11 protein-coding genes are annotated in these 12743 nt (G+C 46.1%); 10 read left to right on the top strand and 1 reads right to left on the bottom strand.

The genetic code is table 11. From position 1 onward, the window contains the following. The first annotated feature begins 55 nt into the window (after nt 1–55). The 7 genes from pdxR (at nt 56) to VER99_RS18725 (ending at nt 8837) form a co-directional block, all read left to right on the top strand. Nucleotides 56–1531 (top strand): MocR-like pyridoxine biosynthesis transcription factor PdxR, encoded by a 1476-nt coding sequence (gene pdxR / locus VER99_RS18755; RefSeq protein ID WP_024372629.1) that lies wholly within the window; start codon nt 56–58, stop codon nt 1529–1531. A gap of 193 nt (nt 1532–1724) precedes the next feature. After that, nucleotides 1725–2450, top strand: a complete 726-nt coding sequence (locus VER99_RS18750; RefSeq protein WP_020335009.1) for a TSUP family transporter — start codon at nt 1725–1727, stop codon at nt 2448–2450. A 19-nt stretch (nt 2451–2469) separates the two neighbouring features. After that, entirely contained in the window at nt 2470–3246 is a 777-nt protein-coding gene (locus VER99_RS18745) for an SDR family NAD(P)-dependent oxidoreductase (RefSeq protein WP_020335010.1), read from the top strand. 235 nt (nt 3247–3481) lie between these two features. Beyond that, the gene (locus VER99_RS18740) at nt 3482–4177 is read left to right on the top strand and encodes an ABC transporter ATP-binding protein (RefSeq protein ID WP_020335011.1); all 696 of its coding nucleotides are present in this window, start codon (nt 3482–3484) and stop codon (nt 4175–4177) included. After that, nucleotides 4174–6663: an ABC transporter permease gene (locus VER99_RS18735; protein WP_020335013.1), complete on the top strand. Its 2490-nt coding sequence runs from the start codon at nt 4174–4176 to the stop codon at nt 6661–6663. Before VER99_RS18740 ends, VER99_RS18735 begins: the two co-directional genes overlap by 4 nt. After that, nucleotides 6663–7772 carry a lipocalin-like domain-containing protein gene (locus VER99_RS18730; protein ID WP_020335015.1) on the top strand — a complete coding sequence of 370 codons (1110 nt, stop codon included), beginning with the start codon at nt 6663–6665 and terminating at the stop codon, nt 7770–7772. The genes VER99_RS18735 and VER99_RS18730 overlap by 1 nt, the downstream gene beginning before the upstream one ends. A 165-nt stretch (nt 7773–7937) precedes the next feature. Then, the gene (locus VER99_RS18725) at nt 7938–8837 is read left to right on the top strand and encodes an AraC family transcriptional regulator (protein WP_020335016.1); all 900 of its coding nucleotides are present in this window, start codon (nt 7938–7940) and stop codon (nt 8835–8837) included. Nucleotides 8838–8892: 55 nt separating this feature from the next. Here VER99_RS18725 and ohr read toward each other — a convergent pair whose 3' ends face one another. Then, nucleotides 8893–9315, bottom strand: coding sequence for an organic hydroperoxide reductase Ohr (gene ohr, locus VER99_RS18720; protein ID WP_020335017.1), 423 nt, complete (start codon nt 9313–9315; stop codon nt 8893–8895). Nucleotides 9316–9450: 135 nt separating this feature from the next. Between ohr and ohrR the strand changes: the two genes are divergently transcribed. From ohrR to ahpF, 3 genes are all read left to right on the top strand, one after another. Further along, a complete protein-coding gene (gene ohrR / locus VER99_RS18715; protein WP_020335018.1) occupies nt 9451–9909 on the top strand; it encodes a transcriptional regulator OhrR in 459 nt (152 codons plus the stop codon). Nucleotides 9910–10188: 279 nt separating this feature from the next. Then, on the top strand, nt 10189–10746 hold the full coding sequence (gene ahpC, locus VER99_RS18710; protein WP_014235093.1) for an alkyl hydroperoxide reductase subunit C: 558 nt from the start codon (nt 10189–10191) through the stop codon (nt 10744–10746). 159 nt (nt 10747–10905) lie between these two features. Continuing rightward, nucleotides 10906–12474 (top strand): alkyl hydroperoxide reductase subunit F, encoded by a 1569-nt coding sequence (ahpF, locus tag VER99_RS18705; protein WP_020335019.1) that lies wholly within the window; start codon nt 10906–10908, stop codon nt 12472–12474. Nucleotides 12475–12743 lie beyond the last annotated feature (269 nt).

Here is a 12743-nt window from a genome sequence, read left to right as displayed (position 1 = left end):
CGGTTGATGCTTAGCGATTGTTAGTAGAATAAAACAGCACCGTTATAGGCGAGTTATGAAAAGTGAATATTTGATGCACATACAATTCTCTCCAGAGAGAAGCTTGCAAGAACAAATTAGGGAACACTTACTCGACGCAATGCGTAATGGCGTCTTTGAAGATAAAGCGTTACCTTCGTGCCGCAAGCTGGCATCAATGCTCAGAGTTTCTCGAAATACCGTTGTTCTCGTCTATGACAAACTGGTTGATGAAGGGTATTTGAAGTCGCAGGAGCGCAGTGGCTACTACCCAAATACAGAAGCATTACACGAAGATTTAAATATCGACGACACATCAACATCGCGTGATGAAGTCATTCTTGGTGCAAAACCTGCCCATTTTTGGACCAACCGAATTAAGAAAGATCTGCGTAATCAACGCAATATATCCAAGGCCAAAAACTGGCAAGATTACCCTTATCCGTTTTTGTTCGGACAACCTGACCACTCGATATTCCCTCTAAACCATTGGCGCGAATGCTGCCGCTTATCACAGCGTTCCGGTGTAGTAAAAGACTGGATATCAGACTCAATCGACAGTGATGACCCGGCACTTATCAAACAGCTACAAAATAACGTGCTCACCAAACGCGGTATAAAAGCCCATCAGGAAGAAATTCTTATCACGATAGGTACACAAAATTCGTTGTATCTATTGGCAGAGCTGTTGGCAAATCAAGGAACGGCCATTGGTATTGAAGAGCCGGGCTACCCAGACGTGCGTAATATTTTTGCTTCTCGTGGCGCGCATATCGTACCTATTGGCATAGATTGCCAAGGGATTGAAATCAGCGACGAGTTAAAGCAGTGTGACTATGTCTACGTCACCCCGAGCCATCAAGTGCCCACCAATGTCACCATGTCGATGCAAAGGCGACAAGCACTGCTGGATGCCGCTGAAAAATATGACTTTGTGATCATAGAAGATGATTATGAGAGTGAAGTCAATGTGCTAAGTCAGGCGAGCCCATCACTCAAAAGTTTGGATACACATGGCCGAGTCATTTACATCGGTAGCTTATCCAAATCACTATCCCCGGGGCTGAGATTAGGCTATATGGTCACTGAAAGACCTTTGATTCAAGCAACACGTTCACTTCGACGCTTGATGTTCCGCCATCCACCAGCGAACAACCAACGCACCTGTGCACTGTTTATTTCGCTTGGTCATTACGACGCCTACCTGCGTAAGCTTAAAAATTGCTACCAAGAACGCTGGACTGAAATGCGCACTTCAATAGAAAAGCACCTGCCGCAATGTGTGACAACAGAAACGATGGGGGGCAGCTCATTCTGGCTGAAATTGCCTCGACCTATAGACTGTGAAGCTTTCGCCAAAAAAGCTCAGGATGCCGGAGTGTTGGTAGAACCTGGAACCATTCACTTCGCCCGTTTCCATCTAGATAGCCGTCGATACATAAGACTCGGCTTCTCCGCGATAGACAAAGGCAAGATAGACGCCGGGATCCAAAAACTCGCCTCACTATTGTAAATCCGCCCGAAAGCAAGAGTTTTACCGAACCAATAACCATACATTACGAACTTAACTCGTGATGGGTTTTTTATTATTTTTCATAGCCTTACCTGTACCCATAAATAACCTCAACTGGTACTAAGGAATCCTTCCTAATCCAAGTAAATTAACATTAAGCATTACGGTTGGTTGATTAGAAAGGAAGGTCGCCGTGTCAGAATTTATCATTATTTCTACCTTGATTGTTGCAGGTTTCATCAGAGGCTATACCGGCTTCGGTTTCTCAGCCTTGGTTATCCTAGTCCTTTCTTCTATGTACCCTGTTGCCGAAATGGTGCCTGCGGTACTGCTATTAGACTTGCTAGTTTGCTTGCCTTTGGTCGCTTCGGCGTGGAACAAAACCGATTTCAAAACACTGACCCCACTGCTGTGGGCTACGGGTCTTGGTGTACCTTTTGGTTACCTACTCTTGCTCTACCTGCCAGATAGTCTGCTTAAAGTGATCGTTCCGGGCGCGATACTAGCCCTTGCTGCACTCAGTCACAGCAAGCATGCCCTGACATTACAGCTATCACGGTCACCGTTGTTGTGTGGGTTTATGTCAGGCTGGACAACCAGTGCTGTGTCCGCAGGGGGCGCACCCGTTGTGATTTACATGCGCTATAGCAAGATGCCCATTGACGTGCAGCGCAATAGCTTAATCAGCTACTTCTTTCTTACTACCTGTTTTGTTGTCGGCAGTAGCTATGTGATGACCAAACAGTGGTACTTCATGCCCGATCACCCATTAGGTTATGCACTAATTTCAATGACGGCATTGATGGCAGGAAAACTGGCTTTTAAATACAAGAACTTAAACATCATTCATCAAGCGGCATTCTATCTGATGTTAATACTATCAGCTCTGGCGCTGCTCCGAGCAATTTGGATGCTCTAACGGAAAAAGGACATTGGCTATGAATCTACCTACTGTGTTTATCACTGGCGCAACATCGGGCTTTGGCCAAGCGGCAGCAAGATGTTTTGGTCACGAAGGCTACCAATTAGTGTTAACTGGCAGGCGTAAAGAACGTTTGAACGCGCTCGCGGATGAATTATCTCAAGACTGTGACATCCATATTGCGACAATAGATGTACGAGATGCTGAAGATGTGAAAGCGGTGATTGAACAATTACCAGAACAATTCAAGAACATCGAAATTTTGATTAACAACGCTGGCCTGGCATTAGGAGCAAGCCCCGCAAATGAAGCATCACTCGATGATTGGCACACCATGATCGATACCAATGTCACAGGCCTGGTTAACGTCACGCACGCACTGTTGCCAATCCTGCTAGAGCAACCAAAAGCGACCATTATCAATTTAGCCAGTATTGCCTCCAACTGGTGTTATCCGGGCGCACACGTCTACGGTGCCAGCAAAGCATTTGTGGCTCAATTTTCACGTAATTTACGTTCGGATTTCGCAGGCACGGGGCTCCGTATCACCAGTTTAGAGCCGGGCTTGTCTGAAAGTGAGTTCAGTTTAGTGCGCTTTAATGGGGATCAGGACAAGTACAATCAAATATACGATGGCACTAACCCACTGCAGCCAGAAGACATCGCTGACATCATGCTGTGGATAGCAGAGCAGCCAAGCCACATCAACATTAACAGCTTAGAAGTGATGCCAACTAGCCAAGCTTGGGACAACTTCAAAATTGTGAAGGCACCTACTATTAAAACCTGCTGAAGAATGAGAAAAAACGAAACGCTCTAAATAACAACCGCCTACTCAAGTAGGTGGTTGAGATCGTAAACCCAAACTACCATCTCCCCGAACCACTCATCCATTCCCTTCTCTTTTGAGTACAAGTTGTCAGGAAGTCGACGTTAATCGCTATCGTTTTCAGTTTGTTGTCTAAAATCTTATAGATATACAACCGCCGAAAGAAACGGCTCAAGTTGTTGGATTACAGGGAGAGAAAATGGGAAATCCGCTTGTCACACTTAAAAGTGCCAGCAAAAGCTTTGTTGATGGCAACGAGAACCACCGTGTGCTGGAAAATGTCGACTTCGCTCTGGCAAACGGCGCAAGCGTGGCACTAACAGGGGCAAGTGGTAGCGGTAAAAGTACCCTACTCAATATCATTGCGGGTTTCGAACCTCTATCAAGTGGCGAACTATGGTTAGATGGAGAAAACACCACAGCTTGGAAAGACCCACAATGGAGCCATTTTCGACATCAAAAGCTTGGCGTCATCTTTCAACAATTCAACCTGTTAACGCCACTAAACGTTAAACAAAACATTGCCTTTCCACTAAATTTGAACCAGCTAAATTGGAACGAATGGTGTGACTATTTAGTGGAGACTCTGGCTATTAGTGATTTACTAAACAGACATGTCTCTACCCTTTCTGGTGGTCAGCAACAACGTGTCGCCATAGCCAGATCCTTAGCCCACAAACCCAAACTCTTACTCGCTGACGAACCTACTGGTAACCTTGACCAAAAAGCCGGTTTAGAGGTCATGAAGCTGCTGAGTGACATTACCACGCAAGGTAAAACCGCAGTGATATTGGTGACGCATAGCACTGAATGTGCCGAATTCATGCAAACTCAACTGCGCTTGAAAAACGGTCACCTTGTCCGTAAGCAGGACAACCTCCGAGCCGCGCTATGAAAAAATCCAGGTTTGCGCACACCAAACTCGCACTTTACCTGTTTACCGCTCATTATCGGCAAGCACCGCTGCAAGCCGCAGCAATTCTAATTGGTATCGTACTCGCCGTTACGTTGTTTGTCGCCGTGCAAGCCATCAATCTCAACGCCAAACGCAGCTACGCAGAATCTACAGAGCAGCTGAGTGCTCAAGCACAAAACCTGATTATCCCACCAGCTGGTCAACGCTATTTGCCCGAATCGCTCTACTTTTCACTTAGGCAAAAGGGGTTGGGCGCCTCACTGCCGGTGATTGAAGGTCGGGTCAGGGATGAACAAGGTCGTCGGTGGTCAGTGCAGGGAAGTGACCTTATTGCGGCGATCACCTCTGGAACACGCTACGCCTCAGATTCTAGTAACGAACAAGATATTTCCCTGTTTGACAGCGCACTCCCCCTGACTCAGCTATTGGCTGGTGAACCGATAGTGATGATGAGTCAATCCCAACATCACAATCTAGGTGGCACAGATTTCATGATTCTGGATGAGGTCAAAACGAAAGTCGTTGTTCTGCCGGATGACTGGCAACTGGGAAGCCGGATGTTGATGGATATTGGCTTCGCTCAGCAGTTACTCAATAAACCCGGACAACTGAGCTATATCGCGGTTTTCAATACTGAAGGCAATAATCTCGAGAAATGGCAAAGCTTAGTCGGAGAACAAGGACAATGGGTACCCAACACACAAAGCACCGATCTTGGCTCACTAACGGACAGCTTCCACCTTAATCTTACTGCGATGAGTTTGTTGGCGTTTTTAGTCGGCCTGTTTATCGCCTATAACGGCGTGAAGTACAGCTTACTCAAACGTAATCGCCTGTTGGTACAAATTCAGCAGGCTGGCATCGCACCGATAAATGTGTTCTCTGCGCTATTAGTTGAATTGATGATTTTGGTGGCGTTCGGCGCGTCACTTGGCTTTGTCCTCGGTATGCAATTAAGTCATTGGTTACATCCAACGGTTGCCCTTACGCTTGAACAACTGTACGGCGCTACGTTACTTCCCGGCACTTGGCGGTGGCAATGGTGGGCACAGGCGCTGTTTCTGACGTTAGCGGCGGCTTTGCTCGCTTGTTGGCAGCACTTTAAACAGCGAGTCCATCAGCCGCTTTCTTCACATAGTGGTCTTTATCAAGCACCAGAAACATCCAACCAGAATCAACTGTTCCTTATCGGCTTGGTGCTCACCACGCTATCTCTGACAGGTTTATGGTTGAGTGACCATCATCGCCTGACCATGGCATGGCTTGGTGTGTTAGTGGTTTCAATTCCTTTATATCTACCGAAAACGCTCAGCATATTAGCGTATTGGAGCGAGCAGCGAACCACACCTGGCTTGGTGCAATATCTGTTTGCTGAACTGCGTGAGCTGATTTCTCCACTTTCTCTTGCGATGATGGCACTGCTTCTTGCCGTGACTGCCAATATCGGTATGAACAATTTGGTCGGAAGCTTTGAATCCACCTTAAAGCAATGGCTTGAACAAAGACTACATGCGGATATTTACGTCAGTCCATCGCAGGGTGAAATGGCGAATGTTGAGCATGCTCTGGAACACTTCGACAACGTAGAAAAGGTCTATAAACAGTATTATGTCGATGCGAACTTGCAGGGCTTACCTATCCGACTTGGCACCAAAGATAAAGATACTTTAGAACAAACCATGGTATTTAAGTCCCGTGTTGATGAGTTCTGGCCGCGCTTTTATCAAGGAGAGGTCGTTGCGATTAGTGAACCTACCGCAGTGAAACTTGGCTTATCGCTTGGTAGTGACCTGAAGCTCGATGCGTTGAAAGACGAGACTCTGACTGTCGGAGCCATTTTTCACGACTACGGTGCACCCAATGGCGAAGTATTACTTGCCCCTCAATTGTGGCAAGAGCGCGGTTTTACAGACTTGCCGATTAGCCTTGGGATAAAAATCTCTGGCGACAAAAAATCCATGTATGACCAATTACAACAACAGTTGGCTCTGAATCCGAGTCAGCTCTACGATCAGGCTCACGTCAAATCAGTCGCGTTAGATATCTTTTCACAAACCTTTGCCATCACACGCACACTAAATGGCGTCACCTTAATGGTGGCTGTGATCGGTTTGTTCAGCGCTTGCTTTATGTTACTCGATGCGCGCAAAGCCGCCATTGCAAGGTTGTATGCGCTTGGCGTGAGTCGTCGAAAATTGATGGCGATGGTGGTTGGGCAAATCGTCGCTTTGGTCAGCTTTACGTTGGTTGTTGCCATACCACTTGGCGCAATGGTCGGCTATATACTGACTGACGTAGTAACCTTACGCGCTTTCGGCTGGAGCCTGAACTACCTATGGAGCTGGAGTGATGCACTCAGTATCTCCGTCATTACCATTTTAGTCGCGGTGATGGCTACCCTGCTCCCAATGTGGCGCTTGGTGAGCAAACCTGTGGTATCCAGCTTACAAAGTGAGGTACTGTGATGAATCAAATCATAAAACATGTCGCACTAGTACTTGGTTGTTTATCTCTTATCGGCTGTGAAGAATCCAAGCTACAAAATGTAGGGATGCTATTAGGAGGAAGTGAAGTACCAGCGGAGGCCGAGTCGTTCACTCCAGTGATGAAAGGTGTTGAGATCACCTTCCCTGCCGATCATCAAGCGCACCTCGATTTTCGTCATGAATGGTGGTATTTAACGGCAAACTTAACCGATGAAAAGGGCAACCCTCTCGGTGTGCAATGGACACAATTTCGCTTCGCTGCGGTACCACAGAAAGACACACCAGAAGAAACAAAGGCCGTATGGCAAAGCCATCAAATTTACATGGCGCACAGTGCCGTCACCACCAAAGACAAACATTACGCCGATGAAAAATGGTCACGGGATCACAGCGAGCTTGCCGGAGTGGAAACCTCACCATTTCGTGTTTATCTGGATGACTGGCAGTGGACATCGTCGACTGATGATTTGTTTCCCGCTGCGCTCAATACCAACGCTAGGCAATTTGGATACTCACTCAAACTAACCAGTAATGCGCCTTACCAAAAACAAGGTGAGCAAGGCTACAGCACAAAAAGTGCCGATGGTCAGGCCGCATCGTATTACTACAGTCAGCCGTTTATTGATGTAGAGGGAGAAGTCACCATTGATGGTGAAACTCATCAAGTGTCGGGTAAAGGTTGGATCGACAGAGAGTGGAGCTCACAGTACTTACACGAGTCACAGCAAGGTTGGGATTGGTTTGCGCTACGGCTGAGTGATGAAACGAGTTTGGTCGTGTTCCAGCTTCGCGATGCAAAGACCGGACAATCCAGTTACTCGCATGCGCAGCTGATGAACCAAGATGGTACCGCAACTGCGATTCAACAAAACGAGATCCGCTTAAAAGCTTCCCGAAAAACGACTATTCAAGGTCGTGACTATCCAACTGAGTGGCAGCTTTCGATCCCCAATCAGCAAATTGAAATCACGATTACTGCACTCAATCCTAACGCACAAATGCCCCTGTCGGTAACCTATTGGGAGGGTCCGGTGACCATCGACGGGTCTCATTCAGGCACCGGCTATATGGAGCTGACAGGGTATTGAGCACTTTATTGTGTGCTTCGCTTACCAGTGTGAGGCTTAACCTATTGTTGAACAACAATATCTTTATTGAAAACAACCGACCGCGACGCATTTATCCAATAGCAGCCTTGAAAGCTTGCCTTGTTACGATACGCTTTGAGCAAATCAAACAAGGATGAACCAATAATGCGCGTCGATTATCAAAAACGACTCGTTCCTGTTATTCGCTATCTGGAACAGCACTTTAACGAACCACTCAATCTACTCGAAGTGGCGGCGTTAGCGAACTTATCCCCCTATCACTTTCATCGTACTTTCAAAGCCGTGCAGGGCGAGACCTTAGCCGATTTTATCCGACGTTTAAGACTAGAAGCCGCAGCGGATGACCTGTTCAAATCCAAACAACCGGTGCTCAACATTGCTTTAGAGTACAGTTTTTCTAGCTCACAAAGCTTAGCCAAAGCGTTCAAACAACATTATGGGGTGACGCCAACGGCCTTTCGCGATTGTGAAAACTACCAACAGTTTTCTGAATTAGCGCGAAACAGCAAGATTGGACACACATTGCGCAAGAACGGAAACGAAGAAAATCCCAGCGATTCATATACTGGCTCTGAACTCACAACATGGAGCATTATTATGGAAACACAACACTTTGACGCAACCAAACTGGCGTACATTCGCGTGAATGGCCCTTACGGAGAAGGCTATGAAGAGCCAGCAGGTCATATATACCAATGGGCTGGCGTGAAAGGTCTGGCGGGCAACACCTGCATCTTTATTTACCACGACAACCCAGAAATCACGCCGAACGAGAAATGTCGAACTGACATCTGTTTGATGGTGCCTGAAGACACCGAAGTTCCAAGTGGCATTGAGCTGCAAGACTTTCCTGGTGGTCAATACGCAGTCATGCGTCAACGCATCACGGAAAACGGCCAATACTCAAAAGCATGGGATGATTTGATGAGTAAAGTGATTGAGTCTGGCATTGAAAGCGATGATCGTCCTTGCTTCGAGCTTTACCATAGCTTTGACCCACAAACTCACCATGCAGATGTCAGTTTCTGCACTGCCATCAAATAGCCGAAAAGCCTGCGATTATGCAGGCTTTTTTATCTGATTAAGCATTCCAACTCAATTAAATCGCTTCACCATTCACCGTTACTGCAACGTCGATATTACCGCGTACCGCAGTGGAGTATGGGCAAACCTGATGCGAAGTACGAGTCAGTTCAAGCGCCTGTTCTTGTGGTAAATCCAGCTCAACCGCCAGGCTCACTGTCAAAGCAAAACCGCCGTTGCCGTTCTGACCAATACCGACTTCTGCCGTTACTGGCGCATGTTTGAGATTCACTTTAGCTTCACGTGCTACGTGTAAAATAGCATTAGAAAAACACGCCGAGTAACCCGCAGCAAACAGTTGCTCAGGGTTTGTTGCTGCACCTGTGCCACCCATTTCTTTCGGGTATGCTAAGTCGAGAGACAATAGACCATCGTCAATTTTCACTTGGCCATTACGACCAGCAAGAGCAGTTGCTTGAGTTTTGTATAACGTCGTCATACGAATATCCCCTTTCAATTTAAGTTGCGTACAATTTAATTGCCTACAATCTTATATCGAAACAAACTTCACTTGCAACTATATTGTGCACAATTTATTTTTATAACCTCCATAGTGAACAGATAGGCCAAGCCCATGAGTCAGTGCTACACAGAAAACCCGTTGAACGACGATGAGAAAATTTTGCTGGAAAATCAAGTGTGTTTCCCGCTCTATAGTGCAGCTAACGCCGTCATTCGCGCTTATCGTCCTCTACTGGATGAACTGGAACTTACCTACTCTCAGTATCTGGTCATGATGGTTCTTTGGGAAAAAGACGGCGCAAGTGTCAAAGAATTAGGCTCACGTCTTCACTTGGACTCAGGCACACTGACGCCTCTGTTGAAACGACTAGAAGCAAAAGGGTTCGTTACTAGGGCGAGAAGCGAAAGCGATGAGCGTGTGAGAGTTTTGAACCTGACCAGCGAAGGAAAACAGTTAAAAACACGCGCTAAATCCGTTCCTAATGCCATAGCCTGCAAAATAACATTAGAACTGGATGAACTGATTACTTTAAAGAATTTGTGCAACAAGCTGTTGGATACACTTGCGTAATTTACATTTATTTAACACTATAATAACAATAAATAAACCTAAAACTATTGGCTTGTGAAGCTTCTATCCAGGCGCAACATGGTCATCGCAGAGTGAAAAACAAAAACCTATTAATAGTCAGTACAAATTAGGCGTAATAGGTTTTTTCTATTTAGGAAAATAGGAATCAGCTATCAATAAGATAGTTAAAAGCAATTTTATTTAACCTAACTCAGATGCGAATATACTTTCCGACAGCAAGATTTGCTAATCCAAAATAACCGAAAGGAAAGTAAAGTAATGATCAATACTAAAATCAAACCATTTACAGCTACAGCGTTTAAAGAAGGCGAATTCGTACAAGTAACAGAACAAGATGTTCTAGGTAAGTGGGCGGTATTCTTCTTCTACCCAGCTGACTTTACGTTCGTTTGTCCGACCGAGCTAGGTGACTTAGCAGACCACTACGCAGAGCTACAAAGCCGTGGCGTTGAAGTTTACTCAGTATCAACTGACACTCACTTCACTCACAAAGCATGGCACGACAGCTCTGAGACTATCGGCAAAATCAACTACTACATGCTTGGCGACCAAACTGGCAACATCACAAACAACTTCGGCGTGATGCGTGAAGGTCAAGGTCTTGCAGACCGTGCAACGTTCCTAATCGACCCAGAAGGTACTATCCAGGCAATGGAAATCACTGCAGAAGGCATCGGCCGTGACGCAGAAGACCTACTACGCAAAGTGAAAGCGGCTCAGTACGTAGCTGCACACCCAGGCGAAGTTTGCCCAGCTAAATGGAAAGAAGGCGAAGAAACGCTAGCACCTTCTCTAGACCTAGTAGGCAAAATCTAATTCTAGATTAGCCAACGCTGGTTCAATCTAAGAATCAAAACCTAATTAAAGAGAGCAATCCGGGTTAGATACCTTGACGACCTTCTTCCCGGTTTGCTCTCTCCTCATGTTTTTATCCAGAGTAACCACTCTTCTGTTTATTAAAAGGTAATAACAACTATGTTAGACCAAGCGATCCAACAACAACTCAAACAATATCTGGCTAATGTAAAAGAAGACGTACGTCTAGTGGTTAGCCTAGATGAAAGCAAAGCGGCAAATGATATTTTGTCTCTCGCTAATCAAATCGCAGAAATGAGCGAGCATATTTCTGTTGTTCGTGACGACGCAGCCAGTGACCGTAAACCAGTAATGGCGGTAACCAACCCGACTAAAGGAACAGCACTTAGCTTTGCTGGCCTGCCTATGGGCCATGAATTTACGTCACTAGTCCTTGCTCTGCTTCACTCTGGCGGTCACCCAATCAAGCTAGAGCCAGAAGTGATTGAACAAATCGCTGCGCTAGATAGAGAACTGGATGTAGAAATCTTTATTTCTCTGTCTTGTCAGAACTGTCCTGATGTTGTTCAGGCGTTTAACATGATGGCAGCGATTAACCCGAAAGTGAAAGCAACCATGATCGACGGTGCTTTGTTCCAAGACGAAGTGAAACAGCGCGATATCATGGCAGTACCAAGTGTATTCGTTAACGGTGAGCTGTTCGGCCAAGGCCGCATGTCACTTACAGAAATTCTGAACAAAGTCGACGACAGCGCAAGCGAGAAAGCAGCCAAAGCACTGGATGAAAAAGAACCGTACGACGTACTCGTTGTAGGTGGCGGCCCTGGTGGTAGTGCAGCAGCGCTTTACGCAGCACGTAAAGGCATCCGCACTGGTGTTGTGGCTAAACGTTTTGGTGGTCAGGTTATGGACACCATGGCGATCGAAAACTTTGTTTCGGTGAAACGCACTGAAGGCCCTAAGCTGGCGGCTGATCTAGGCGAGCATTTGAAAGAGTACGACGTTGACGTTGTGACAGAGCAACAAGCTAAAAAGCTAATGGGCGCAGCACATACTGAAGATGGTCTTATCCACATTCAGTTAGAAAGTGGCGCAACGCTTAAGAGTCAAAGTGTTATTTTGAGCCCAGGTGCTCGCTGGCGTGAAATGAATGTTCCTGGTGAGCAAGAGTACCGTAATAAAGGCGTTGCATACTGCCCACACTGTGATGGACCGCTATTCAAAGGTAAAAAGACGGCTGTTATCGGTGGCGGTAACTCAGGTATCGAAGCGGCAATCGACCTTGCAGGTATTGTGGAGCATGTAACGGTTCTTGAATTTGCTGATGTTTTACGTGCTGACCAAGTACTGATCAACAAAGCGAACTCGCTACCAAACGTTGACATCATTACCATGGCACAAACAACGGAAGTTGTAGGTGACGGCAAGCGCGTGACTGGCCTGAAATACAAAGACCGCAACACAGATGAAATCAAAGAACTTGAGCTATCGGGTATCTTCGTTCAAATCGGTCTTGTTCCTAACACAGAGTGGCTGAAAGATTCAGATGTGAACTTGTCTCCACGCGGTGAAATTGAAGTAGGCAGTCACGGTGAAACCAGCCTAGAAGGTGTATTTGCTGCGGGTGACGCAACAACGGTTCCTTACAAACAGATCATCATTGCGATGGGTGAAGGTGCAAAAGCAAGCTTAGGCGCGTTTGACTACCTGATTCGTAAGCAAGGTTAATCTCCAGAACTTCTGGAACAATAAAAAGAAAAGAAGCCCAAAGACTTTGCCAGCAGACCTCTATCTGCTGGCTTTTTTTGTGCCTAAAGAAATAGTAAGTACTTACATCATAAAATAATCAGATTCTTCAAAATATCTAAAATCGTCATGCTGCCTTCACGTTACCTCTGTCTTAAAAACACGACTCGTTGAAAATATTTGCGACTCTAACGTGCCTCGCCTGCAAAAATCCCAAAAAGATATTCAAACTCAAACCGAATAAAATCCTT

Origin of the sequence: Vibrio natriegens NBRC 15636 = ATCC 14048 = DSM 759 (assembly GCF_035621455.1) — a bacterium.
In the GTDB taxonomy this organism is placed as follows: Bacteria; Pseudomonadota; Gammaproteobacteria; order Enterobacterales; family Vibrionaceae; genus Vibrio; species Vibrio natriegens.
Note: the sequence above shows the minus strand (reverse complement) of the source record. Positions and strands in the feature narration are given on the sequence as shown.